The following is a 24,765-nucleotide window of genomic DNA, read 5'->3' as shown; positions in this document are numbered from 1 at the left end:
TCAGGCTCCCAGTCCGAGGATCCGCGCGGCGATGATGTTCTTCTGGATCTGCGACGTGCCGCCCATGACGCTCTGCGCGCGGCTGTAGAGGTAGGCGCCGAGCAGTTCGGGGTCCTCGGTGCCGCCGACGGTCAGGGCCGCGTGTCCGACGGCCTGTTCCACCCAGGTCATGAGGAGTTTGTCGAGCGAGCCCTCGGGCCCGTGCGAGACCCCGTCGAGCTGCTCCGACAACCGCCGCCGTACGTGCAGCCGCAGCATCTCCGTCTCCACGACGGCCCAGCCCAGTTCCGGTGGCAGCGCGCCCGGCATGCGGTCAACCAACTCCCGGACGAGCTTGCCGTAGCGGGCCGAGAAGCCGAGCGTCGACGGCTCCCGCTCATGCCCCACGACCGTCATGGCCAGCGCCCACCCCTCGCCGGGCGCACCCACCATCTGGTCGGCGGGCACGGTCGCGCCGTCGAAGAGGACCTGGCCGAACTCCTTGGTGACCCCGCTCATCATCTTCAACGGCCGCTGCTCGACGCCGGGTTGGTCCATGGCGATGATGAACGCCGAGATCCCTTTGTGCCGCGGCACGTGCGGGTCGGTGCGGGCCAGCAGCAGGCACCAGTCCGCCACGTCGGAGTAACTGGTCCAGATCTTGTGGCCGTTGACGACATAGGTGTCGCCATCGCGCGTGGCGGTCGTCGTCAGGGACGCGAGGTCCGAGCCGGCGCCGGGTTCGCTGAAGCCCTGGCACCAGCGTTCGGTGCCGTCGATCATGCCGGGCAGGAAGCGCCGGCGCAGCGCCTCGCTGCCGTGCCGGCCGAGGCCCTGGACGAGGTAGCCGAGGCTGGGGCGGGCCGGGGCTGCGGCACGGGCGAGTTCCTCGTCGAGGATGACGTCGTAGACCGGCGGCAGTTCGTGGCCGCCGTACGCCTTGGGCCAGGACAGCCCGAAGAAGCCGGCCGCGTACAGGTCCCGGTGCCAGTCCCCCTGCCGTGCCCAGTACGCGTCACCGGCGGTCGGGAACGTCCCGGCCCGCTCGGCCAGCCACGCGCGCAGCCGCTCGCGGAACGCGGCCTCCTCGGGCGCGTCACGAAAGTCCACGGTCGATCTCCTCCAGGCGGACGGGGAACAGGTCGGCGGACGTCAACGCCCGGCGCAGATACACATGGGCGAGGCACTCCCACGTGTTGCCGATGCCGCCGTGCACCTGAACGGCGGTCTCACAGACCGTGCGGGCCGCTCGGGCGCAGTAGAGCTTGGCGATGCGGGCGGCGCGGATCGCCTCGGGCGGCGGCAGTTCGTCGACGGCCCAGGCGGCGTGCCGCAGCACGCTCACCGAGCCCTCGATCAAGGCAAGTCCTTCGGCGAGGAGATGGGCAACCGCCTGGTAGGAACCGATCGTTCGGCCGTACTGCTCACGGAGCCCCGCGTAGTCGCGGGCGAGGGCATGGGCACCGCGAGCCGTGCCCACCAGGTCAGCGCAGGTGGCGACCAGCGCCAACGCCCGCCAGCGGTCGGCCACTTCGTCGGAGACGGTTCCGATCGGCTCCAGCGGTCCGCGCAGTTCGGCGTTGCGTCTGGTCAGGTCGGTGCCCGGCACGAGTCCGCCGGTCTCGGCGAACAGCAGCCGGTTCCCGTCCAGGGAGAGGGCCCGGTGCATTCCGCGCGCGTCCCGCGCCAGGCCGGACACGACGATCGTGGCCGACGAGTCGTCCCGGATCAGGTCGTCGGCGAGTACGGGCCCCAGGAGCGGTACGTCGACCAGCCCGCGCCCGAACTCCTCGACGACCAACGCCACTTCGACCCCGGTCGCCCCGTCGGAGCGCAGCGCCCGCCAGCCCGTCGCCGCCACGGCCTTCTCCAGCCGGGCGATCCGGTCACCGTCGTCCAGGTCGAGAACCGAACCGGGACCGAGATCGGCGGCCAACCGGGCGGCGACTTCACGGAGTTGACGCTGCTCAGCGGTCAGACGTACGTCCATCACGCTCCTCGGAAAGCCGGTCCCGCAGCGGCCCTTCCTGGAGAGGCTCGTCCTCGAGAGGCCCTTCCTGGAGAGGCCCTTCCTGGAGAGGCTCTTTCCGTAGTAGCTCTTGCTGGAGAAGCCGTTCCTTGAGGACCCGCCGCAGCACCTTCCCGGACGGCAGCCGCGGGATCTCGCTCACGAACTCCACCCGCTTGGGCCGCTTGTAGGAAGCCAGCCGGTCGCCGACCAACTCGATGAGTTCGGCGGCCTCCACCTGCCCCGACCTCTGCACGGCGGCCACGACCGTCTCCCCGTCGGCCCCGCCGGGCATACCGAACACCGCGCAGTCGGCCACGGCGGGATGCCCGTGCAGCACGGCCTCGACCTCGGCGGGAGCCACCTGGAACGCCCGCACCTTGATCATCTCCTTGGAGCGGTCGGTCAGATACAGCCAGCCGTCCACGTCGACGCTCCCGACGTCACCGGTCCGGTACCAGCCGTTGTGGAAGGCGTCCGAGGTCGCCTCGGCCGGCAGGTACCCGGCCATCAGGGACCGCGAGCGCACCTCGATCTCCCCGGTCTCCCCCGGGCCGACCGGCGCCCCGGTCTCCAGCGACGTCACGCGCACGCTCACCCCGGGGACCGGTCGCCCCGCCGACTCCAGGCGGGCTCCTTCCAGCGGATTGCAGGCGATGACGGGCAGTTCGCTCGTGCCGTACGCGGGCACCCAGCCGATCCCGGTGCGCCTGGTGACGGTCTCGGCGATGCTCGGCGTCACCGGGGTCGCGCCCCACATCATGTGGCGCAGCGACGACAGGTCGTACCGCTCCAGCTTCGGATGGGACGCGATGGCGAGCGCGATCGGCGCCACGGCCATCTCGACGGTGATGCGGTCGAGTTCGATGTGGTGCAGCAGCCGGTCGAGGTCGAACCGGCGGTGCAGTCGGAACCAGGCGCCCGCCTCGAGGGCGGTGAGGATGTTGAGCAGACCGAGAATGTGCGAGGGCGGGGTGACGACCTGGATGCGGTCGTCGGCGGTCAGTTGAAGTGCGTTCCGCCAGTGCCCCACGGCGGCGGCGAGCGAACCGTGCGTGTGCCGGACCGCCTTGGGCATGCCGGTGGTGCCCGAGCTGAACACGAGCACGGCGTCGGACTCCGGATCGAGCTGTACGGAGGTGTCGGACCGTCCTGCGGTCGAGGTCCCCGGCGTGATCGGCGCATCCAGGTGCAGCATCGGCATGAGGCCCGCGAGTACGGGGTGATCGCCCACGGCATGAGCCGCCTCGGTGATCTCCAGGGCGTGTTCGACCTCGCCCCGCTTCCACGCCGGACTGAGCAGGACCACCACCGCACCCAGCCGCCAGACGGCCTGGACGGCGATCACGAACTCGGGCCGGTTGGACGACATGAGCGCGACCCGCTCCCCGGCCCGCACGCCCCGCCCCGCCAACGTCCGGGCCAGCTCGTCCGCGAGGGCCGTCAGCTCACCCCGGCCGTACTCCCGCTCCTCGAAGGCCAGCGCGGCCCGTTCACTCATCTCTCGTCCCCACCCGTTGAGAGGGTCCCATCTGATTGATGAGAATAGTATTCTCACTTCGATAGAACCTTGATACCAGAGCCCGAGGAGGGCGTCCATGGCGAGCCCCGCCCTGTTCCGCCGTGCGACCGTCGTCAAGGTCGTCCACGAGACCAGCGACGCACGGACCTTCGTACTCGCCCCGCACGAAGGCCCGTTCGCCTATCAGGCGGGGCAGTTCTGCGTCTTCCGGGTCCAGGTGGACGGCAGGGACCTGCTGCGCTCGTACTCGATGTCGAGCGCCCCGGAGACCGACTCCGATCTGATGACGACGGTGAAGCGCGTGCCGGGCGGCAAGGTCTCGAACTGGCTGATCGACCACGTCGTCGAGGGCCATGAGGTCGAACTCACCCAGCCCAGGGGCTTGTTCTGCCTCCGCGAGGCCACCACCCCGCTGCTCGGCTTCAGTGGCGGCAGCGGAATCACCCCGATCCTCTCCCTGGCCAAGAGCACGTTGGCGACGACCGATCGCAGCGTCCGCCTGCTCTGCGCCGACCGCGACCGGGAGTCGGCGATCTTCGACTCGGTGCTGACGGAACTGACCGCCTGCCACCCCGGCCGGTTGACGGTCGTACGGCACCACGATGCCGATCGAGGCTTCCTCGACGCCGACGGGATAAGGGAGTTCGTCGGGTCGGACGCCGACGCGGACGCGTACGTCTGCGGTCCCGAGCCGTTCATGGAACTGGTGGAGTCGGCGCTGCCGGGGCCCGGGCGTGTGTTCAGCGAACGGTTCGGCGCCGGCCCGGCGCCCGCACCCGCGCTTACGCCCGCATCGGCACCGACACCCGCACCCGAAGACACCGGCACCGTCACCATCCTGCTGGGCAACAAGCGCGTCTCCGTGCCCAAGCACCCGAACGAGACCCTCCTCCAGAGCGCCCGCCGCGCCGGCCTCACCCCGCCCTTCTCCTGCGAGGCGGGCAACTGCGCCACGTGCATGGCCAAGTTGACGCAGGGCACGGCGACGATGCGGGTGAACGACGCGCTCACCGAGGACGAGGTGGCGGAGGGTTACGTCCTCACCTGCCAGGGCGTTCCGGACGAGGGGTCGGTCACTGTCCACTACGAATGAGTACGAGTGGGTCGGCGGGAGTCAGCCGTGCTCGCCCAGCCCGGGCGGCGGCCGATACGCAGGCTCGTACCCGGCGACCCGCACCGGGCTGCCGACCAGCCGGTACTCCCCGGCCCTGACGATCATCTCCGGTGCGGCGTCCAGGGCTTCGGGCAGCGTGCGCACGGCCGCCGCCGGTACGCCGAGGGGCCGCAGTCGCGCCTCCCAGCCATGTGCCGTGTCCGTACCCAGGACCCGTGTGACGGCGGCGAGGACCACGTCCCGCCGGGCCGCGCGCTCGGCCATCGTCGGAAAGCCGTCGATCCCCGCCTCGCCGGCGAACGCCTTCCAGAAGCCGTCGTGCGTGACGAACAGCGCCAAGTAGCCCTCGGCGGTGGGGAACAACTGGGCCGGCACATAGTAGGAGTGCGCGCCGAAGGGCATCCGGCGCGGCTCGACGCCGTCGTTGAGGTAGGCCGACGCCCGGTAGTTGAGCTGGGCGAGCATCACGTCCCGCAGGGCGACCTCGACCTGTCCGCCGCGCCCGGAGACGATCTGCGCGAGCAGGCCCAACGCGGCTGTGAGGGCGGCCGAGTTGTCGACGGAGGAGTATCCGGGCAGGGTCGGCGGCCCGTCCGGGTGGCCGGTGAGCGCGGCGACGCCGGTCGCGGCCTGGATGACGTAGTCGAAGGCGGGATCGTCGCCCGCGTCGAGCCCGTATCCGGTGACGGCGACGCACACGATCCGCTCGTTGTAGCGGCGCAGGGCGTCATAGGTGAGACCGAGCCGGCGTATGACCGAGGGCTTGAGGTTCACCAGCAGAGCGTGTGCGTCGGTGACCAACTCCCCTATCCTTGCCCGCCCTTCAGAGGTGGTGAGGTCGAGGCAGACGCTGCGCTTGTTCCGGTTGATGCTGGCGAAGTAGGCGTCGCCGACCTGCCGGGAGAGATCACCGCCGGGCGGCTCGATCTTGGTGACCTCGGCGCCGAGGTCGGCGAGCAGCATCGTGGCGAACGGGCCCGCGAGGATGTGGCCGACTTCGAGAATACGGATCCCCGCCAGTGGTCCCGCGGTCACCGGAACTCCGCCGCGAGCGAGGCGATCATCTCGCGCGTACGGCGCTTGGAGGCGACGAGTTCGTCCCGGCCCTGGCCGATCGGCAGCAGCCGTACGGACAGGTCGGTGACGCCCGCGTCCGCGAACCGCTTGAAGCGCGCGGCGATCGCGGCCTCGTCGCCCGCCGCGCACAGGTCGCCGACGTCCCGGGCGTCGCCGTAGTCCAGGAGCCGTTGGTAGTTGGGCGAGATCTCCGCCTCACCGAGAATGCGGTTCGCGCGTTCGCGGGCCGCGTCGACCTCGGCGGGGCGGCAGAGGCAGACGGGAATGCCGGCGACGACCCGTGGGGCCGAACGCCCGGCCGCCTCGGCCGATTTGGTGATGCGGGGTACGACGTGGTCGGCGACGGCCCGTTCGTCGGCCATCCACAGGATGGTTCCGTCGGCCCGCTCGCCCGCGAGGCGCAGCATGACCGGACCGAGGGCGGCGAGCAGGACGGGCAGCGGGGCGACGGGGGCGAGGTCGAGGGGGTTGTGCACGGTGTAGGTGGAGTTCTCGACGTCGATCGGGCCCGGGCCGTTGCGGGCCGCGTCCAGGACGTCGAGGTAGTCGCGGGTGAGGCCGGCCGGACGTTCGTAGGGCAGGCCGAGCATGTCCTGGATGATCCAGTGGTGCGAGGGGCCGACACCGAGCGCAAGGCGGCCACCCGCCGCCGCCTGCGCGGACAGGGCCTGGCGGGCGAGGGCGACGGGGTGTTGGGCCTGGAGCGGCACGACGGCCGTCCCCAACTCGATGCGGGAGGTGCTCGCGCCCATCAGCGCGACGGCGGTCAACGCGTCGAAATCAGAGGGGACTTGGGGCACCCAGGCGGTGTCCATGCCGGCCGACTCGGCCCACCGCACGTCCGCGATCATCCGCGAGACCTTCCGCGCGGAGTCCCCCCGCTCGGGGCCGATCATGACACCGATCCGCACGTGCCCTCCAAGATTCAGGGTGAGGTGAGGGCGCGAACGTCCGCCACCACGACGTCAAGGGGTGTTCCGGTGGGGAACACGGCGACGGCGCCCACGGCCTTCAGGCGCGGGACGTCCGCCGGGGGGATCGTGCCGCCGACGACGACCCGGATGTCGTCCGCGTCGGCGGCCCTCAGCCCCTCGACGGTCCGGGCGGTGAGCGCCAGATGGGCGCCGGAGAGCATGCTCAGGCCGACCAGCGCCACGTCCTCCTGGACGGCGGTCGCCACGATGTCGTCGACACGCTGCCGGATGCCGGTGAAGACGACCTCGAACCCGGCGTCGCGCAGCGCCCGCGCCACGATCTTGGCGCCCCGGTCGTGACCGTCGAGACCGGGCTTGGCGATCAGGATACGAACTCCCATCAGAGCACCGCCGGTTGAAGAGAGCGGGTGCCCATCGAGAGCAGCACCACCGGCAGGTCGCGGGCGCCCATCAGAACACCACCGGCTGCTGGAACTCGCCCCACACGTCCTTCAGGGCGGTCACCATCTCGCCGACCGTGCAATAGGCATTGGCGCAGTCGATCAGCAGGCCCATGAGGTTGTCGGTGCCCTCGGCGGCCCGGGAGAGGGCGGCCAGGCGGTCGCGGACGGCGGCCGGATCACGTTCGGCCTTCACCCGGGCGAGCCGCTTGAGCTGCACCTCACGGCCCTTGGCGTCGAGTTCGTAGGTGGCGATGTCGGGGGCGGGCTCGTCGTCGGCGACGTACCGGTTCACCCCGACGACGGGACGGGTGCCCGCCTCGACGTCCCGGTGCACCCGATAGGCCTCGTCGGCGATCAGCCCCTGCAGATAACCGTCCTCGATCGCCCGGACCATCCCGCCGTGCGCCTCCAGATCGGCCATGATCTCGACGATCCGTTCCTCGGTGGCATCGGTGAGCGCCTCGACGAAGTACGAGCCGCCCAACGGGTCGGCCACGCGGGCGACTCCGGTCTCGTGGGCGAGAATCTGCTGGGTGCGCAGGGCGAGCGTCGCGGACTCCTCGCTGGGCAGCGCGAACGGTTCGTCCCAGGCCGCCGTGAACATCGACTGCACACCGCCGAGTACGGAGGCGAGCGCCTCGTAGGCGACCCGGACGGTGTTGTTGCGGGCCTGCGGCGCGTACAGCGAGGCCCCGCCGGCGACGCACCCGAAGCGGAACATCGCCGCCTTGTCGGACCCGGCCCCGTACCGCTCCCGCACGATGGTCGCCCAACGCCTGCGCCCGGCTCGGTACTTGGCGATCTCCTCGAAGAAATCACCGTGCGTGTAGAAGAAGAAGGAGACCTGCGGGGCGAACTGATCGATCGTCATACGTCCACGGGCCAGCACCGTGTCGCAGTACGTGACCCCGTCGGCCAGCGTGAACGCCATCTCCTGCACGGCATTGGCGCCCGCGTCGCGGAAGTGCGCGCCGGCCACCGAGATCGCGTTGAACCTCGGCACCTCGGCCGCGCAGAACTCGATCGTGTCGGCGATCAGCCGCAGCGACGGCTCGGGCGGCCAGATCCAGGTGCCGCGCGAGGCGTACTCCTTGAGAATGTCGTTCTGGATGGTCCCGGTGAGCTTCGCCCGGGGCACTCCCCTGCGCTCGGCCGCGGCCACGTAGAAGGCGAGCAGGATCGCCGCGGTCCCGTTGATCGTGAAGCTGGTGCTGATCCGGTCCAGGGGGATGCCCTCGAACAGCACCTCGGCATCCGCGAGCGTGTCCACGGCGACCCCGACCCGGCCGACCTCCTCGCTCACCTCCGGGTCGTCGGAGTCGTAACCGCACTGCGTGGGCAGGTCGAGCGCCACCGACAGGCCGGTGCCGCCCTGGGCCAGCAGGTAGTGGTAGCGACGGTTCGACTCCTCGGCGGTGCCGAACCCCGAGTACTGCCTGAGCGTCCACAGCCGCCCCCGGTACCCGGTGGCGTAGTTGCCCCGCGTGAAGGGGAACGCGCCCGGCGCGGGCGGCTCGGCGACCCGGTCCGCCGGTCCGTAGACCGGCTTCAGCGGGATGCCGGACGAGGTCTGGGCGAAGTCATTCATCGCTGGATACGTTACTTCCAGAAAAAGAGAATGCCAATACCGTACGGGAGAATCGAATCCCATCCGGCGGAGCATCCGGATACGCTGGGCGAATGGATCCGGTCGACGTCGACGAGGGGTTGATGATCCGCCCCGACGGGCGCCCGCAGGCTCCGGTGCGGCGCCTGCTTCTCGACGACTGGGACGACGGCGACCCCGCCCGAGCCGCCGCTCGTATCCGCGACTCCCCGGCCCTCACGATCGGCATCGCGACCCGCCGACCTCCCGAACGACTACGCCCGCTGCTGGAAGCACTGACGCTCACCCTCGCCGCCGATCCGCAAGTGGACGCGTCCGATCGGACGTTGGTGCCCGTGCCGGATCCGCGCACCGCCTTCGCCGACCTGACCTCGGCCGTCTCGCGCCATCCGCAAGCGAGCCTGGCGCTGGGGCAGTTGCTGCGCCAGACACCCTCACTCGACACCCTTCAGGGGCTGGCCGCGGAGGCGGCGGTGTACTCGATGCTCCTGGGCGGGACGGAGTTCGGCGCTTGGCTGGCCGATCGGAGAGCGACCCCGGTCCCCACTACCGGCCACCCACTCATCCGTGTCGAGCGGGACGGCGACAGGCTGTCGATACTGCTCGACCGACCGCAGCGACGGAACGCGTTCAGCTTCCGGATGCGGGAGGAGTTGTACGCGGCCCTGGAGATCGCCCTCCTCGACGACACCGTCAAGGAGGTCGAGTTGACCGGTGCCGGGCCGGTGTTCTGTAGCGGAGGCGATCTCGCCGAGTTCGGCACCGCACGGGACCTCGTGGCCGCGTACCTGGTCCGCCTGGACCGGGCGCCGTGGCGGTTGATCGACCGGATGCGGGACCGGGTGACCGTGCGGGCGCAGGGCGCGGCGGTCGGCGCGGGCATCGAGTTCGCCGCCTTCGCGGGGCGGGTGACGGCCTCGCCCGAGACGTTCTTCCAGTTGCCCGAGCTGGGGATGGGCCTTGTGCCGGGCGCGGGCGGGACGGTGAGCGTGCCGCGCCGGATCGGGCGGTGGCGGGCCGCCTGGATGGTGCTGAGCGGGGCTCGCATCGACGCTGATACCGCGCTGCGGTGGGGGCTGGTGGACGAAGTGGCGCAGGTGGACGAGGTCGACGGCCATGGGCGGTGACGTGCTGCTGGCGGGTGTGGAGCTGTATCCGCTTCGGCGCGTGGCGGATGTGCGGCTCCGGGGAGGGGTGATCGCCGAGATCGGGTCCCAACTCCGTCCTCGCGCCGACGAGTTCGTCGTACGAGGGGACGGCGGCGCACTGTTGCCCGGCCTCGCCGATCATCACCTCCACCTCGCGGCGATGGCGGCGGGCGACACGTCGTCGGACCTGACCGGGGTCTCGCGGGGCGAGCTCCCAGCGGTGTTTGCGCGAGCCGCTGTGGGCGAAGACGGGTGGGTACGGGCGGTCGGGTACGACGATGTGGTCCACGGGGCCCTGGATCGGGACGTGTTGGACGGGTGGAGCGATGGCGTGCCGGTGCGGGTGCAGCATCGGTCCGGGGCGTTGTGGGTGCTCAACTCGGCCGGGCTTGAACGGTTGGCAGGGCTGGCAGGGCTGGCAGGGCTGGATCAGGACTCGGGGCGAGAACAGCCGGAGCGAGGCTCGAGTCGAGGACAGCTGGACCGGCTCGCGGCTCACGAAGGCATCGAGCGCGACGGCGCCGGCCGGCTCACCGGGCGCCTGTGGCGAGCCGACGCCTGGCTGCGGGACGCGCTCGGCGGGCGGCCTCCGTCGTTGCGGACAGTGGGCGCGCGGCTGGCCGCCCTCGGTGTCACCCATGTCGCCGACGCGACGCCGGACGCGGGCGCGGCCAAGGTCGTCGCCGACGCCGTACGGCAAGGTGAACTCCCGCAGCACGCCTTGCTGATGGCGGCCGACGCCGATCCGCCCGACCACCCCCGACTGAGCCTCGGCCCGGCGAAGCTCGTCGTCTCCGACCACGCGCTCCCCGACCTCGACGGCCTCGCCGAGCGGATACGCCGGGCGCATGCCGACGGGCGCCCGGTCGCCGTGCACTGCGTGACGCGCACGGCACTCGCGCTCACCCTGGCCGCGTTGGACCAGGCCGGCGGACTGGCCGGCGACCGCGTGGAACACTGCGCCGTCGCCGACCTCGCCGCGGCCGAGGAACTGGCGGCCCGCGGTATCCGCGTAGTGACCCAGCCGACGCTCATCGCCCGGCGCGGCGACGACTATTGGGCCCGCGTCGACCCCGAGGACCGCCCTGACCTGTGGCGTTACGCCGGCCTGCTGCGAGCGGGCGTCCAGGTCGCGCCCAGCAGTGACGCGCCCTACGGCGACCCGGATCCATGGGCATGTCTGCGGGCCGCCGCCGAACGGAGGACACCCTCGGGCCGGGTACTCGGACCGGCCGAACGGGTCGCTGCCGCAACCGTGCTGCGCGGCATGCTGTCGCCGCTGCACGACCCTGGCGGCCCTCCGCGCAGAATCGCCGAAGGGAACCCTGCCGACTTCGTACTGCTGGACCGGCCTCTGGCAGATGCCCTGCGCTCGCCGGATGCCGATCATGTGCGAGCCACCTTCATCGAGGGCCGGGTCGTGTACGGCGACCTCAGGTGACAGCCAACCCGCCGAGGAATCGGTCGGTATCGGCACCCACCTTCGCTGCCCGCCCTGTCGGTTGGGGTACGCGCGGCGGCAGTACGGCCTGACTGCGCCTGAGGTGCCGACACTCCACGACGTCCCCCCGCACCGAATGCGGACCGTGCCCACTGGATTCCACCCCGGCGAACACCGCGGCCACATCCCTCATCGACACATCGATCAACTGCCCACCCCCACAAGCCAAGGAGCCCAGCGCACCCAACGCCGCCACCATCCCCGTCAGCGGATCAGCGACCGCGTCCGCACAGAACACCGGCCGAATCGGCCCACCCTGCCGACCACCTGTCCAGCCGACCAACCCACCCGCAACAGCGGCGTCGTCACCGAACGCGACCCGCTCAGGCCGCCCACGCCCGTACCCGGTGATACTCACCCACACCTTCCCGGCACGGTGCTCGAGCCGCTCCGGCGCCAACCCCAACTGCGCCAGTGCACGCGGTCGAGAGGCTTCGATCACGACATCGGCCGCGCGTACGAGGCCAAGGAGGACCGCGCGCCCCTCGGCCGTGGCGAAGTCGACGGCTACACTCTCGTGCCCGGCGTGCAACCAGTCGTAGAAGCGCGGGCTCCCGCTGCGGGCGCCGTCGGGGCGGCTGGTGCTCTCCACCTTGACGACCCTGGCTCCGGCCAGGCCCAACAGGTGGGCACACAGGGGACCGGCCCAGAGCGAAGAGAAGTCCACGACGAGCGCCCCCTCCAGCCGTACACGCCGGACAGGCGAAGCGATCCGCACGACTCGCCACGGCGCGTCAACGGCCAAGGGTGCGTCCGGCAGTGAAGCAGCAGGGACCCCGAACATCCGCACATGCGCTGCGAATTCACCTGCCGTCGTCGCTCGCACGGCGGTCCTGAGTTCCCGCCAAGGGTCCGTCACGTCAGCACGGCCCAGGATGGCGGGGACGAGTTCGAGGTCGTCCGGGCGGCTGAGAGTGATCGCGCACCAGCCGTCCGACGCGCGCAGCAACCGGGTCGCACCACCGGCCGACGTACGGCCTCGCCGGGTCAGCTTCCTGACACCGGCCCGACCGGTGAGAAGCAGCGCCGGATCGACCTCAACCCGTCGCCCCGTCTCCGCGCTCAGCGACGCCAACGCCCCGCTCACCTCGCCCAGCAGCGACCACATCGACCCCGGCGACAGCACGGGCGGGCCACTCGCCTCACCCGTGAGCGCCATGGCGCCGGACGCCGCCCAGTCGAGAAGGGCGCAGTCGGGCAACTTGGCGGCCGGGAGCGGCGGTTCACCCACGGCTCGCAACCACCGGCGTACGCTCATCGTCCCTCCGGCCGCCGAACGCCCCGTCTCCGGGCATCCTGCCGCCGGATTTCGGGAAGCAGACATCGCACCGACCGCCCCCGAACCGCCCCCGCCCACAGCCCTGCCCCATAGGCGATGTCGTCAAGGCGGCGGGCGACGAGGAAGCGGATCGGGTCCAAGTCCGGCGCCCGGTGCCGGTGTTCGAGGAGTCCGTCGGCCATCGCGGCCAACACGGTGGCTCGGCGAACTCGGCGTGAGACAAGGCAGCCCGCAGCAGTCAGCGGCCACCAGTGGCGCAGCAGCAGGGCCGCCGTCTGTTCGGCGGTCGCTGCCAGGGCCAGCCCGATCAGGGAGGCCGCGAGTCGCTGCGGCTGTTCGGTACCCGCGGTCACATCTCGGGCGTAACCGCGGCAGACAGTGCCGGCGACGACGGCGGCCACCGGGACGGACCAACGGCGTTGCGCAAGCAGGGCGGCCGCCACCACCGCGGCCCAAGGGGTCAGGGTGGCTGGGGCGATCGCCGAACCGTGCCGCTGGGCGAGGGCGTGCGCACCTGAGCCGTAATAGGCCTTGCGAGCCGCCCAGTTGGCGAGGTGGGTGCGATGGTCATGCCGGACGGTCACCGTCGGGTCGTAACGGATCCGTCGCCCTTCGGCGGCCAGGCGCCAGACCAGGTCGACGTCCTCCCCGACCCGCAGGGCTTCCGTGAATCCGACCCCGAGCGCGTCGACCCGGGCGACCAGACAGGCGCTGGGGAGCCACGACACGCGTGAACGCGGGTGCACGAGGGCCGGGTCGAGGCCCAGGTCCAGCGAGGAACGTGCCGCTTCGTACCGGGACAACCAGCCGGGGCCCGCTTCGGCCAGGCCGAGGACACGTGGGGCGACTATCGCCAACTCCGGGTCGTGGAAGTGGCGCAGGAGGGTGGGCAGTGCATCCGGGTCGATGACCATGTCGGAGTCGGTGAACGCGACGTACGGCGTGCGGACCTGGCGCAGTCCTGCGTTACGAGCCGCCGCCGGGCCGCAGTTGGTATCGAGGACCACGAGGCGGGCGGCATGGCGAGCGGCGACGCGCGCCACGGCAAGCGGGTCTCGCGAGCCGTCATCGACCACGATCACCCGTATGCGGCCGCCTAGTCCGTTCAGCAGGCGGTCCAACTCCCGTGGCCGGTCGCGGACCGGGACGACAACGGTGAGGAAGGCGCCCTCCAAGACGGGGAGTTCGGCGGCGACGGGGTGGGCCATGCCGAGGGCGAGGAGACGGTTCGCGAGGCGGGCCGCGGTGGGCGTGTCGATCCGGATCCGGCGGCCGGTCAGTAGAGGCACCGCGCGGGGCGCGAGTCGTATGAGCCGGGGTGGCGTGCCGCCGACGAGGACCTGGCCGTTGTCGTACTGCCTGACGTGGGGTCCGAGTTGGAGCACCGCGCCGAACGGCAGGCCCGCTCCTCCTCCCCCGCTCCCCCAGGACGAACCGGCTCTCTCCCAGGACGGCCTCGCTCCGCCACTCCTCCCCGGCGAGTCCGCCCCCGCGCTCATCCCCGGAAACCGCCTTCCGCGCTCATCACCGCTCCGTTGGCGACACCGCCGCCCGGCGAGCAGCAGTACGCGACCAGTCCGGCGACCTCCTCCGGCTCGATGAGGCGTCCCTGGAGCTGGGACTCGGCGAAGGCCTCGACGCCGTCGAGCCCGTAGAACCCGGTCGCCGCCGCCAACATGGCGGTGCGGGTCGAACCCGGCGACACGGCGACGGCGGTCACGCCGGTGTTGACGAGGTCGGCGGCGAGGCCGCGCACCAGGCCGACGACGGCGTGCTTGGCGGCGCCGTAACCGCCCAGGTGGAACAGGCCGCGGGTGCCGGCGGCCGAGGCGATGGCGACGAAACGGCAGCCGCTCGGGGCGGGTTGGGCGAGGAAGCGCGGTATGCAGGCCGCCGCCGTGTTCCATACGCCCATGACGTCGACCTCCCACAGGGTCCGCAGGTCGGCTTCCGGGGTCTCCCAGAGGGGTTGTCCGCCCCGGATGACGGCGGCCGCGGTGACGGCCGCGTCGAGGCGGCCGAAGTGTGCGACGGCCTTGGCGGCTGCCGCGTCGACGGCGTGCCGGTCGCGGACGTCGGCGACTTCGGTGAGTACCTGGTCGGGGTGTTCGGCGCCGAGTTTCTCCAGGTCCTCGCGGTTCGCGAGGGCGTACGGCAGGTCGTCGCCGGCGCCCTCGCAACTGTCCAGCGCGAGCACGCCGTACCCCTCGGCGCACAGGGCGCGTACCGTGGCCGCGCCGATTCCGCGGGCGGCGCCGGTGACGAGGGCGACCCTTCTCTCTCCGGTCACGTCGGAGCACCCCTTCTCTTCGGTCACGTCGGTGAGCCCTTCTCGTCGGTCATGGAAGTGCTTCTTCTGCTCGGTCCAGGAGTTCGGCGAAGAGCCGCGCACCCTCGGTGGCCGTGGCGGTCGTCGGATCGCCGAGCACACCGGAGGGGGATACCGCGCGGACGCCGGAGGCTCGGAGTGCGGGCATCAACTCCTTTAGCGGAGCCGTGTTCCCGACTTCGACCCGCTTCAAGTCGACCAGTTCGGGGGCGAGATGGAGTATCAGGGAGGTCTCGGTGTGGCCGGCATGCGCGTCGCCGCGCTCGGGGAAGCACGGAATCCAGGCCACCTCCCGTCCCTCCTTCGCGAGGCGGGCGACCACCGACGTCAGGCAACCGACGTTCCCACCGTGGGCGTTGACGATCACGACGCGGCCGGACCAGAGCGTGAGCGAGCGGACCAGCTCCACGAGCAGAAGGCCCAGCGCTTCGTTGCCGATGGACATCGTGCCGGGGAAGCCCTGGTGCTCGCCGCTGGCCGCATAGACGACCGGCGGAGCCACCAACCACCGCTCCCCCGGCCGCCGTTCCTCCCGTCTCCGCGCCACCGCGCGTGCGACGGCGTCGGCGATCCGGGTGTCGGTGTCCAACGGCAGATGGGGACCGTGCTGTTCGATGGAGCCGAGCGGCACCAGCACCGGCGGCCGGTCCGGCAGGTCCGTCCAGCTGAGGTGTGCCAGTTCGGTCATCGGTGCTCCGTGGCACCCGCGGTGCGGGTGAAGCCCGGGGGCAACAGCACGTCGTCCGGGCCGAGTTCGTGGATCGAAGAGCGGCCGAGTCCGCGCAGGGTCGAGTCGATGCCGCCGGCCATGATGTCGAGCACGTTCTCGACTCCGGCCTGTCCGGCGGCGGCGAGGCCCCACAGGTAGGCGCGGCCGATCAGGACCGCGCGGGCGCCGAGTGCCAGTGCCTTCACTACGTCACTGCCGCGCCGGACGCCACCGTCGAGCAGTACCTCGACCTCGTGGCCGACGGCCTGGGCCACGCCGGGCAGCAGGCGGATGGGCGCGGGGGTGGTGTCGAGGTTGTTGCCGCCGTGGTTGGAGACCGAGAGGGCGGTGACGCCGATGTCGACGGCCCGGCGGGCGTCGTCGATCCGCGAGATGCCCTTGAGCAGGAAGGGGCCCTGCCATTCGTCCCGCATCCATCGGATGTCGTCCCAGGTGGGCGGCGGGGTGCCCATCCACTGCCCGTACGCGCCGAAGAAGGCGGGGGAAGTACCGTTCTCGTCCGTCAGGTTGGGGGTGGTGAGGTCGGGGAGGCTGCCGGAGCGGGCGTAGTCGAGAAGCCAACCCGGGCGGGACAGGCCCTGCGGGGCCAATTTGGTGAGCGCCTTGAGGTCCAGGCGCTCCGGGATCCAGGGGCTGCCCCAGTCGCGGCCGTGCGAGAAGGACCAGTCGAGGGTGACGATCAGACCGGCCGCGCCGGCGGTGCGGGCCCGGTCCATGGTGCGGATCATCGAGTCCTTCGAACCCATCCAGTACATCTGGAAGAACGTGCGCGGGTTGGCGGCGACGACCTCCTCGACCGGTTTGCTCGCGAAGGAGCTGAGCCCCATCGCCGTGCCGCGCGCGGCGGCCGCCCGGGCGACCGCCAACTCCCCGTCGGGATGCACGGCTTGGACTCCGGTGGGCGAGATGATCACAGGCAGCGCGATCTCCTGGCCCATGACCGTCGTCGCCGTGTCGCGTTCGACAGCGAGGTCGGCCACGTGCGGCGCGAGGCCCAACTCCTGGAAGGCGGCGGTGTTGTCCCGGTAGGAGACTCCGGCCTCGGAACCGGCGAGCAGCGCGCTGTACACGGACTTGGGAAGCCGTCTCTTCGCCCGCCGCTGGGCGTGCGCGACGGTCTCGAACCAGCGGTTGCGCATGAGTGGCTGCCTCTCGCTATCGCTCGCGCGACGGATTACGGGAGTTCGACGGACTGGCCTTCGGCGGGCCGAAACCCGGCCAAGGGGTGTTCGGCGCACGGAGAGACGGGAGGAGTGCGGGAGATGGGAAGGGTGTCGGAGGCGAGAGGAGTGCGGGAGTCGTCGGGGCGCTTCCCGATCGTCACGAAGACCGCCGCTGGCTTGGCCTCCGGCTTACGTCGGTGGGAGTGGTCCTGCCCCTGGACGGGAACCGTACGTGCCGGATCCGCCAATCCCGTTTCGCCGTGCCCCCGCACGCACTCCGGGTCCGGGCCGTCCAGCGGCAGCCCGGTGAAGAACTTCGCCGCCATGCAGCCGCCCCGACAGGAGTCGAAGGCCGAGCAACTGGTGCACGCGCCGCCGGTCTGTGGGTGCCGCAGGTCGGCGAAGAGCGAGGACTCGCGCCATACGCGGGTGAAGCCGCCCTCGGCCCGTACGTTCCCGGCCTTGAAGGTGTCGTGGATGGCGAACGGGCAGGCGTAGACGTCCCCCACCGGGTCGATCAGACACACCACGCGCCCGGCCCCGCAGAGGCTCAGCCCAGGCAGCGCAGCCTCGCCATAGCCCGCCAGATGGAAGAAGGAGTCCCCGGTGAGGACATCTTCGCCGTGCTCCAACAGCCAGTCGTAGAGCTGCCGTTGCTGTCGCACGGTCGGATGGAGTTCGTCCCAGACGTCGGCGCCCCGGCCGGAGGGGCGCAGTCGGGTGAGGCGGAGCTGGGCACCGTATTCGTCGGCGAGGTGCTTGAAGGCGTCGAGTTGGCCGATGTTGTGCCGGGTCGCCACCACCGAGATCTTGAAGCCGCGGAAGCCGGCCGCCCGGAGGTGGCCCATGGCGCGCAGGGCGGTGTCGTACGAACCGGGGCCGCGTACGGCGTCGTTGACGTCGGCGGTGGCGCCGTCGAGGGAGAGCTGGACGTCGACGTAGTCGGAGGCGGCGAGTCGGCGGGCCGTGTCCGGGGTGATGCGGACGCCGTTGGTGGAGAACTTCACGCCGACCTTGTGGGCGGTGGCGTAGTCGACGAGTTCCCAGAAGTCGGGGCGGACGGTGGGCTCGCCGCCGCCGATATTGACGTAGAAGACCTGCATGCGTTCGAGCTCGTCGATGACCGACCGGCACTCGTCGGTGGTCAGTTCGCGTGGGTCGCGGCGGCCGGAGCTGGAGAGGCAGTGGACGCAGGACAGGTTGCAGGCGTAGGTCAGTTCCCAGGTGAGGCAGATCGGGGCGTCGAGGCCGTACTGGAAGTGGTCGACCAGACGGGTCGGGCTCGGGGGTGCGGGGGAGGTCAAGACGCCTCTCCTTCGGGGGAGTTCGTGCGCCGCACGATCATGTGGGACGTCGCCAGCGTCCCCAGGGCGGCCCGGTAGCGCGCCAGTTCCTCGTCACGGATGCCGGCGGTGCGGCAGGCCGCCGTGGCGCTCGGCCGGTCGGCCAACAGCCGTACGGCGTCGAGGAGTCGGCGGTCCTTGAGGAACGACAGGCGCCGGGTGCCGAAGTGGTAGAGCAGGGCCCCGAAGGGCTCCGGTCGCACCGCGACCTGCGGGTGCAGGGCCCAGGCTCCGGCCATGTCGAAGGACGGGAGGGTCGACATCGAGAGCGGCCGGTTCAGTACACGCCGCACATGCCGTCGATGGAGACCTCCTCGACCAGGAGCTCCTCCTCCACCAGCGACTCCGGCTCCTCCTCGCGGGGAGCCACGGCTTCATCCGCGCGCTCCGGGCTCTGGATCGCATCAGCCATGAGAAGATCCCTCTCTCGTCTGAATACTTCCGTTCTCTAATTCCGGGACGATAATTGCACCCGGTGCCGAAAGGAAGAGCGCGTGCCGGAATCGTCGAGTTCACCCGCCGCCGACCGGGCCACCCGGGTCGGGCGCCGCCCGTCGACGTCCCGCGCCGAGTTGGAGACGCACGCGTTGCGACTGTTCTCCGCACGCGGCTTCGACGCGGTGACGGTCGAGGACATCGCGGGCGCGACGGGGATCGGCCGTCGTACCTTCTTCCGCTACTACCAGTCCAAGAACGATGTCGTCTGGGGCGATTTCGAGGGCGAGTTGCGCCGGCTGCGGGCCACCCTCGCCGGCTTCCCACCCGAAACCCCGATGATGGACGCACTGCGCGAGGCGATCGTCGACTTCAACCGCCTGGACGCGGCCCAGATCCCCTGGCACCGCCTCCGCATGCGCCTGATCCTCGAAGTACCCGCGCTCCAGGCGCACTCCACCCTCCGCTACGCCGAATGGCGCGCCGTAGTGGCGGAGTTCGCGGCCACGCGCGTCGCCCAGCCCCCGGACGCCCTCCTCCCCCAGGTCATCGCCTACACCTGCCTGGGCGCGGCCGTCGCCGCCTACGAACAGTGGCTACGCCAGGACGGCTCCGACCTGTCCACCTTCCTCGACGAGGCGTTGCGGGCACTGGGGCCGGGGTTCCAGCAGCATGAGCGGCGCGGCTAGTCGTTCTCCGAGGACCTCGCCGCCGCCCGCTGGTCCAGCTTTCGCAGGACCGTCTCCCCCCACCGGAGGTTGCCCTGTTCCAGGCCGATGCCGCCGAGGAGGGTGAGGTACGGGCCGATGCGGTCGGTCTTGGCCAGGTACTCGTCCTCGTCGCGTCCGTCCAGGAGGCGTTCGCGCAGGCGTTCGTAGCGGGCGAGTTTGGTGGTGGAGCGTTCCATGCGCTGGACGATGCCGGCGCGTACGGCCTCGGTGTCGCCGATGTCGATGCACTGGACCTTGACCATCAGTTCGTCCCTGATGGCCATGGGCTTGGCCGGGGTCTCGGCGACGTATGCGCGGAGTACGTCGAGGCCGGCCTCGGTGAGGGAGAACAGGCGCTTGTTCGGGCGGCGCTCCTGCTGGACGACCCGTGCGGAGACGAGGCCGTCGCTCTCCATGCGCTCCAGCTCGCGGTAGAGCTGCTGGGGGGTGGCCATCCAGAAGTTGGCGACCGAGGCCTCGAAGCCCTTCGCGAGGTCGTACCCGGACGCCTCGCCCTCCAGAAGAGCGGCCATCACCGCGTTGCGCAGAGCCATTGCCCCAAATTAACACCGCGTTGATTAGTCAAGGGGATGGCTATCGCGCCTCCGCGGATCCGGGCCTCTCCATGGATCCGGACTCATCCATCAGACCGGATCTCTCCATGGACCCGGGCTCCCTCAGGCGTCCCGCGACCAGCGGCCCGGCCGGGAGCAGTTCGGGGCGTTTGGCCACTCGGCCGTCCCCGGAGGACCGGCCGCGGATCCGGCGCGCGAGCCAGGGGCCCAGGAAGGAGCCGACCCAGCGCAGCTCGACGCCGACGGCTCGCAGGCGGGTGGGGGTGTTCGGGTCGGCGGGCAGGGGGTGGGTCCACCGGTCGTCGCTGCCCGGCAGGCCGAGCGCGTCGGCGACCGCCGCGGCGATGCGGGCGTGGCCGAGGGGGCTGGCGTGCAGCCGGTCGGGGCTCCACAGGCGCGGGTCGGTCAGCACCGGGTGCAGGCCGGTCTCGGCGAGCGCCACGCCGTGGCGGTGGGCCGCCGTCCGGATGCGGTCGTTGAGGGCGGTGATGCGGGGTGCGAGCGGGCGGGCCAGCGGGGTGATGCGGGCGATGTCGGGGAAGGTGACCGTCGCGACCCGGGCACCCTGCCCGGTGAGCGCGGCGAACATCGCCTCCAGGTGGCCGGCCACCTCGTCGGCGTCGAAGCCGGGCCGCAGCAGATCGTTGACACCGGCGACGACGGTCGCGAGGTCGGGTTTCATCGCGAGCGCGGGCGCGAGCTGCTGGGCGCGCACCTGCCCGGCGAGGCTCCCGCGCACCGCGAGGTTGGCGTACCGCACCTCGGGATTGCCCGCCACGAGCAGCTCCGCGAACCGGTCGGCGCAGCCGCGCAGGCCCTGTACGTCGTCGCCGTCGCCGAGCCCCTCGGTCTGACTGTCGCCGAGCGCCACGTACCGCAGATATCCGTCCACCATCGGCACGAGACCCCCTTCCGCCGTCGTCGGAGCGCATCGCGACGACCGGATAGCCAATTCACCACCTATTCGCGTTGTTGACTATAGAGGACGCTGCCCGATGGCAGAACACTCGACGGAAAACCACATGCGCCCGTTCGAACGTCTCTGCGACCATGCCGGAATGCCCCACCTTCTGGAACCGCTGGTCATCCGGCATGCTCACCGACTCCCCCTGTCCACCGGCCCGGCCGGTCAAGGGGACGTCGCCGCGCGGCAGTTCGACGCCGTCCTGATGTCCGTGGGCTTCAAGCTCTCGGCCGACCTGCTGGCACACCTGTCGGGGCGCTCCGAAGGCACGGTCGTCGACACCGCCGTGCGCACGCTGCGCACGGTCCGCGAGATGGTGGGCGACCACGTCTCGCACAACGCCTACTTCATCGACTTCCCGGCCAACGTGCCCGACACCTTCGACTTCTGGATGCGCTGCATCACCGAGGCGCTGGCGGACGACGCGTCCCGCGACCGTACGCTCGCCCAGTTGGAGAGCGGTGTGGTGAACCTGCTCACGCTCCCCTCCTACGGCACCTACCAGCACACGTACGCCGAAATGCTCGGCCACCACGACGAGTTGATCGCCGCGGCCGGCGACCGTCTGACCGTCCTGCACCTGGGTGGCACGGCGGACGACGAGGTCACCGCCCTGTATCTGGCGCTGGCGGGCAGCAGCACTCCGCTGAACGACGACGACCTCGACGACCTCAAGCTGCTCGCCGCGCGTTGCGTGGACGGCCCGCAGCCGGAGGAGATCCCCGTCCGGGAGAACCGTGCCGTGGTCAACGAGGCCCGGCTGACGGCGGGTTCGGAGCCGCTCCTGGACACCGTCACGGACGTGCTGCGGCTGGCCTGCGCCCTGTCCGGCGGTGACGTGACCCTCCAGGAGTCCACCAGGTTCCGGACGGTGCCGCGACCGGTCCGGCGCGCGCTGCTCGCCGGGCTGGACTCGGTCGTCTCGGCCGCTCCGGCCAAGCTCGCCGACGTACACGCCCATCGCGAGCAGTGGAAGCGGCTCGGCGAGCGGCTGCACCCGCACGAGTACCCCCAATGGCCGTACGCCGCCCAGGTGTTCGCCGTGGCCCGGGGCGAGCAGGAGGCCCGCTCCTTCGACAGCCGGGTCGAGGAACTGCTCGGTATGCAGGACGTCCTCGGCGCGGCCGAGCTGCTCAAGTCCGCGCCGGGCAAGCTGTTCCGCTCCCTGGACCGGCTGCTGCGCACGGCGATCGACGAGGAGGAGCGCGAGGCCGTGGTGGCCGCCGCCGAGCAGGTCGTCACCGACGTGTCCGGCCGGGTCGTGCTGGCGGTGCGCGAGCACCTCCACAACCGGGCCGGGGACACCGGCGAGCGACGCGTCTTCGTCAACCGGCTCGGCCGTGCCTGGATCGCCGAGGACCAGCGGCCGCCCGTCCTTCCGGCCGAGCGCAAGCGCCTGATCACCGCGCTCGACGCGGAGATCGGCCGCCGGCTCCCTGCTCCGGAGCGCCTGTTGGTCGATCCGGACGTCCTCTCCGTGGCGCTCCCGCTGTCCGGGCGGGCGACCGCTGCGGGCCTCGGCGTGCTGCCCCGCGGCTCGGTCACCCCGGTCGCCGGCGAACTGCTGCGGTTCTTCGTCTACTGGAAGGAGGCCGAGCAGCGGACGGACTTCGACCTGTCGGCGGTGATGCTGGACGCCAAGTACCGGACGGTGTCCTGGCTGGCGTACACCTCCCTCACCCAGGTCGAGGGCGAGCACTCCGGTGACATCACCGAAGCGCCTGACGGGGCCTCGGAGTTCATCAACCTGCGGCTCGGCGCCGTGCGCAGCACGTTCATCGTGCCGCAGGTCAACATCTTCGCGGGCGAGGGCTTCGAGGAGGTCGACGAGTCCTTCTTCGGCTTCATGCTGCGCGAGGGCGAGCAGAAGGGGCAGCCGTTCGAGGCGCGTACGGTACGGATGAAGTCGGAGCTGCGCGGGCCCGGCCGGGTCGCGCTGCCGCTGGCGTTCCGGCGTGCGCGGGACGGCAGTTGGACGGCCAAGTGGCTGCACCTGTATCTGAAGGGCATCCAGTCGGGCAACCGGGTCGAGGGCAACCGCGTGACGATCTCGACGCTCCTGCGCGGCATCGTCGAGCGCGAGCACATCGACGTCCGGTACATCGCCGATCTGCTGGCCGCTCGCGGGACGGAGGTGACGGTGTGGGACGGCGGGACGGTCCCGTCGGCGCCCGTCACCTACATCGGCCTGGAGCGCCCCGACGGACTGCACCCGGACTCGGTGATCATCACCCCGGAAAATCTGCGCGACTTGGTCCCGGCCTGACTGTTAGAGTTGCCGCAGGCGAGGCCATGAACGGACTTCCTTCTCAACTCCTTCTGAAACTAGTCCCTTCGCTTTCCTCGCCGCCGACATCACGTCAAGGGGCGCCGCACATCTCACCTGTGCGGCGCCCCTTCGTCGTTGTCACCCGAGCCCTCTCATAAGCCCTTCCCGGGCCCGCCGTTCTCACCCGGCGACAACCGCCCGCGCCACCGCCAGTGCCTGCTCGGCGTACCCCCGCCCGAACAGCACCGCGTGCACGAGCAGCGGGAAGAGCTGGTGCAGTCCGACCCGCTCCCGCCACCCCTCCGCCAGCGGCGCCGCCTCGACGTATCCGTCGAGCACCTGGTCGAGGTGCGGGCAGCCGAAGAGGTCGAGCATCGCGAGGTCGGTCTCCCGGTGTCCGCCGTGCGCGGCCGGGTCGATCAGCCAGACGTGCCCGTCGACTCCCCACAGCACGTTGCCGTTCCACAGGTCGCCGTGCAGACGCGCGGGTGGCTCGGCCGGTCCCGCGAGTTCTGGCAGCCGCTCGCAGACGCGCTCGACGAGGGCCGCCTCGGCGGAGCGGACGGTGCCCGCGTCCACCGCGTCGCGCAGATACGGCAGCACGCGGTGCTCGGCGTACCAGTGGGGCCAGTCGGTGCCGGGTTCGTTGCGCATGGGAGCGAGTCCGATGTACGCGGCCACGGGACCGCCGGGCGGTGGGGCGCCGAACGCGGGGGCGCCCGAGGCGTGCAGGGCGGCCAGTTGGCGCCCGAACCGCAGTGCCGCCTCGGCCGTGGGACGGCCCTGTGGGACCCGGTCCGTCACCAGCCAGCGCGAGTCGTCCCCGTACACACGCGGGATCCGGACCGTACCGGCGTCGGCCAGCCAGCGCAGGCCCGCGGCCTCGGCCCGTACCTCGCCCGGCCCGTCTCCGCGCTTGACGACCACCAACCGCCCGCCGTCCAGGGCGACTTCGGTGAGCGCCCCGGCCATCCGGCGCGCGCCGGTCACCGCGAGTCCGGTGAGCCGCGCGGCCACGTCCGCGGGCTCCTCGGCGTCACTCACCGCGCCCTTCCCGCTCACCACGCCACGCCCTCTCGCCACTGCGCTCACCGTCGCCGATCAGCTTCGCGCACCGTCTCATCCGCGTCCGGTCCTCGCTGAACCAGCCCTGCCACGGCTCGTCCAGGGGCAGCCAGTCGACGGGCTGACCGTCCTCGGGGGGCAGCCTCGTCCCGCGATCCACGACCGCGAGGTACGACACGCCCAGGACGGCGGGCCAGGCCGGCTTGTAGGAGCGGACGGTGGCGGTCGCGGGTGGCGGAAGGAGTGCGGCGCGGACCCCGGTCTCCTCGAAGAGTTCCCGGCGGGCCGCCTCGCGGGGCGTCTCGCCGGGATCCACCTTGCCGCCGGGCGGGACCCAGCCCCGCCACGGGTGCCGTACCAGCAACACGTGGGTCAGGGCCGGGTCGAAGACCCACACCTCGGCGCCCAACGGCCCTTTCAGCGCCGAGTCGGGGCTGAGCAGCCAGTCCAGGGCGTCGTCGTACACGGCCAGGGCCTGCCGGACGTCGGAGAGCGCGGCGTCCAGGGTGCGTCGATCGAGGGGGCGGGGAGTCATCCGGCGGAGGATACGGGCCGCCACTGACAGTCGAG

General features: G+C 71.3%; 24 protein-coding genes. 5 read left to right on the top strand and 19 right to left on the bottom strand.

The window, feature by feature from the left end:
* Genes ACWD5F_RS35605 through ACWD5F_RS35595 form a run of 3 tightly spaced genes read right to left on the bottom strand, consistent with a single transcriptional unit; the run spans window position 1 to window position 3,488 of the window.
* Complete coding sequence (locus ACWD5F_RS35605; RefSeq protein ID WP_451260447.1) at window positions 1-1,089, bottom strand: acyl-CoA dehydrogenase family protein; 1,089 nt, start codon at window positions 1,087-1,089, stop codon at window positions 1-3.
* A complete protein-coding gene (locus ACWD5F_RS35600) occupies window positions 1,076-1,969 on the bottom strand; it encodes an acyl-CoA dehydrogenase family protein (protein ID WP_451260446.1) in 894 nt (297 codons plus the stop codon). The genes ACWD5F_RS35605 and ACWD5F_RS35600 overlap by 14 nt, the downstream gene beginning before the upstream one ends.
* Window positions 1,947-3,488, bottom strand: coding sequence for a class I adenylate-forming enzyme family protein (locus ACWD5F_RS35595; RefSeq protein WP_451260445.1), 1,542 nt, complete (start codon window positions 3,486-3,488; stop codon window positions 1,947-1,949). The genes ACWD5F_RS35600 and ACWD5F_RS35595 overlap by 23 nt, the downstream gene beginning before the upstream one ends.
* A 97-nt stretch (window positions 3,489-3,585) precedes the next feature.
* On the opposite strand from ACWD5F_RS35595, the gene ACWD5F_RS35590 reads away from it, so the two are divergent.
* Window positions 3,586-4,602, top strand: coding sequence for a 2Fe-2S iron-sulfur cluster-binding protein (locus tag ACWD5F_RS35590; RefSeq protein WP_451260444.1), 1,017 nt, complete (start codon window positions 3,586-3,588; stop codon window positions 4,600-4,602).
* A 21-nt stretch (window positions 4,603-4,623) separates the two neighbouring features.
* Here the strand turns inward: ACWD5F_RS35590 and ACWD5F_RS35585 are convergent, their stop codons facing one another.
* From ACWD5F_RS35585 to ACWD5F_RS35570, 4 genes are all read right to left on the bottom strand, one after another.
* Window positions 4,624-5,658, bottom strand: a complete 1,035-nt coding sequence (locus ACWD5F_RS35585; protein ID WP_451260443.1) for a CaiB/BaiF CoA transferase family protein — start codon at window positions 5,656-5,658, stop codon at window positions 4,624-4,626.
* Window positions 5,655-6,611, bottom strand: coding sequence for a TIGR03564 family F420-dependent LLM class oxidoreductase (locus tag ACWD5F_RS35580; protein ID WP_451260442.1), 957 nt, complete (start codon window positions 6,609-6,611; stop codon window positions 5,655-5,657). The genes ACWD5F_RS35585 and ACWD5F_RS35580 overlap by 4 nt, the downstream gene beginning before the upstream one ends.
* A gap of 14 nt (window positions 6,612-6,625) precedes the next feature.
* Window positions 6,626-7,015, bottom strand: coding sequence for a cobalamin B12-binding domain-containing protein (locus ACWD5F_RS35575; protein WP_401711240.1), 390 nt, complete (start codon window positions 7,013-7,015; stop codon window positions 6,626-6,628).
* A gap of 70 nt (window positions 7,016-7,085) precedes the next feature.
* Window positions 7,086-8,666 (bottom strand): methylmalonyl-CoA mutase family protein, encoded by a 1,581-nt coding sequence (locus ACWD5F_RS35570; protein WP_451260441.1) that lies wholly within the window; start codon window positions 8,664-8,666, stop codon window positions 7,086-7,088.
* A 92-nt stretch (window positions 8,667-8,758) separates the two neighbouring features.
* Between ACWD5F_RS35570 and ACWD5F_RS35565 the strand changes: the two genes are divergently transcribed.
* Window positions 8,759-9,811 (top strand): enoyl-CoA hydratase/isomerase family protein, encoded by a 1,053-nt coding sequence (locus ACWD5F_RS35565; protein WP_451260440.1) that lies wholly within the window; start codon window positions 8,759-8,761, stop codon window positions 9,809-9,811.
* Window positions 9,801-11,273, top strand: coding sequence for an amidohydrolase family protein (locus tag ACWD5F_RS35560; protein ID WP_451260439.1), 1,473 nt, complete (start codon window positions 9,801-9,803; stop codon window positions 11,271-11,273). The genes ACWD5F_RS35565 and ACWD5F_RS35560 overlap by 11 nt, the downstream gene beginning before the upstream one ends.
* Here the strand turns inward: ACWD5F_RS35560 and ACWD5F_RS35555 are convergent.
* From ACWD5F_RS35555 to mftA, 8 genes are all read right to left on the bottom strand, one after another.
* A complete protein-coding gene (locus ACWD5F_RS35555; RefSeq protein ID WP_451260438.1) occupies window positions 11,266-12,591 on the bottom strand; it encodes a CoA transferase in 1,326 nt (441 codons plus the stop codon). The two genes, ACWD5F_RS35560 and ACWD5F_RS35555, sit on opposite strands and share 8 nt — an antisense overlap.
* Window positions 12,588-13,997, bottom strand: coding sequence for a mycofactocin biosynthesis glycosyltransferase MftF (gene mftF / locus ACWD5F_RS35550; RefSeq protein WP_451260437.1), 1,410 nt, complete (start codon window positions 13,995-13,997; stop codon window positions 12,588-12,590). The genes ACWD5F_RS35555 and mftF overlap by 4 nt, the downstream gene beginning before the upstream one ends.
* 110 nt (window positions 13,998-14,107) lie before the next feature.
* Window positions 14,108-14,902, bottom strand: a complete 795-nt coding sequence (locus ACWD5F_RS35545; RefSeq protein ID WP_451260436.1) for a mycofactocin-coupled SDR family oxidoreductase — start codon at window positions 14,900-14,902, stop codon at window positions 14,108-14,110.
* 49 nt (window positions 14,903-14,951) lie between these two features.
* On the bottom strand, window positions 14,952-15,629 hold the full coding sequence (mftE, locus tag ACWD5F_RS35540; protein ID WP_451260435.1) for a mycofactocin biosynthesis peptidyl-dipeptidase MftE: 678 nt from the start codon (window positions 15,627-15,629) through the stop codon (window positions 14,952-14,954).
* The gene (mftD, locus tag ACWD5F_RS35535; RefSeq protein WP_451260434.1) at window positions 15,626-16,810 is read right to left on the bottom strand and encodes a pre-mycofactocin synthase MftD; all 1,185 of its coding nucleotides are present in this window, start codon (window positions 16,808-16,810) and stop codon (window positions 15,626-15,628) included. The genes mftE and mftD overlap by 4 nt, the downstream gene beginning before the upstream one ends.
* Before the next feature lie 35 nt (window positions 16,811-16,845).
* Window positions 16,846-18,138, bottom strand: a complete 1,293-nt coding sequence (gene mftC / locus ACWD5F_RS35530) for a mycofactocin radical SAM maturase (RefSeq protein ID WP_451260433.1) — start codon at window positions 18,136-18,138, stop codon at window positions 16,846-16,848.
* Window positions 18,135-18,470, bottom strand: a complete 336-nt coding sequence (gene mftB / locus ACWD5F_RS35525) for a mycofactocin biosynthesis chaperone MftB (protein ID WP_451260432.1) — start codon at window positions 18,468-18,470, stop codon at window positions 18,135-18,137. The genes mftC and mftB overlap by 4 nt, the downstream gene beginning before the upstream one ends.
* Window positions 18,455-18,589: a mycofactocin precursor MftA gene (mftA, locus tag ACWD5F_RS35520; RefSeq protein ID WP_451260431.1), complete on the bottom strand. Its 135-nt coding sequence runs from the start codon at window positions 18,587-18,589 to the stop codon at window positions 18,455-18,457. The genes mftB and mftA overlap by 16 nt, the downstream gene beginning before the upstream one ends.
* Window positions 18,590-18,671: 82 nt before the next feature.
* Between mftA and mftR the strand changes: the two genes are divergently transcribed.
* Complete coding sequence (gene mftR / locus ACWD5F_RS35515; protein ID WP_451260430.1) at window positions 18,672-19,301, top strand: mycofactocin system transcriptional regulator; 630 nt, start codon at window positions 18,672-18,674, stop codon at window positions 19,299-19,301.
* Here mftR and ACWD5F_RS35510 read toward each other — a convergent pair.
* Window positions 19,298-19,876: a PadR family transcriptional regulator gene (locus tag ACWD5F_RS35510; RefSeq protein ID WP_451260429.1), complete on the bottom strand. Its 579-nt coding sequence runs from the start codon at window positions 19,874-19,876 to the stop codon at window positions 19,298-19,300. The genes mftR and ACWD5F_RS35510 overlap by 4 nt on opposite strands.
* A 40-nt stretch (window positions 19,877-19,916) precedes the next feature.
* Window positions 19,917-20,792, bottom strand: a complete 876-nt coding sequence (locus ACWD5F_RS35505) for an SGNH/GDSL hydrolase family protein (protein WP_451260428.1) — start codon at window positions 20,790-20,792, stop codon at window positions 19,917-19,919.
* A gap of 163 nt (window positions 20,793-20,955) precedes the next feature.
* Between ACWD5F_RS35505 and ACWD5F_RS35500 the strand changes: the two genes are divergently transcribed.
* The gene (locus ACWD5F_RS35500) at window positions 20,956-23,127 is read left to right on the top strand and encodes a hypothetical protein (protein WP_451260427.1); all 2,172 of its coding nucleotides are present in this window, start codon (window positions 20,956-20,958) and stop codon (window positions 23,125-23,127) included.
* A gap of 183 nt (window positions 23,128-23,310) precedes the next feature.
* Here ACWD5F_RS35500 and ACWD5F_RS35495 read toward each other — a convergent pair whose 3' ends face one another.
* Both ACWD5F_RS35495 and ACWD5F_RS35490 read right to left on the bottom strand, forming a co-directional pair.
* A complete protein-coding gene (locus ACWD5F_RS35495) occupies window positions 23,311-24,102 on the bottom strand; it encodes a fructosamine kinase family protein (protein WP_451260681.1) in 792 nt (263 codons plus the stop codon).
* 64 nt (window positions 24,103-24,166) lie between these two features.
* The gene (locus ACWD5F_RS35490) at window positions 24,167-24,730 is read right to left on the bottom strand and encodes an NUDIX domain-containing protein (protein ID WP_451260426.1); all 564 of its coding nucleotides are present in this window, start codon (window positions 24,728-24,730) and stop codon (window positions 24,167-24,169) included.
* Window positions 24,731-24,765: the final 35 nt, after the last annotated feature.

The organism is Streptomyces sp. NPDC002499 (genome assembly GCF_053595415.1).
Note: the sequence above shows the minus strand (reverse complement) of the source record. Positions and strands in the feature narration are given on the sequence as shown.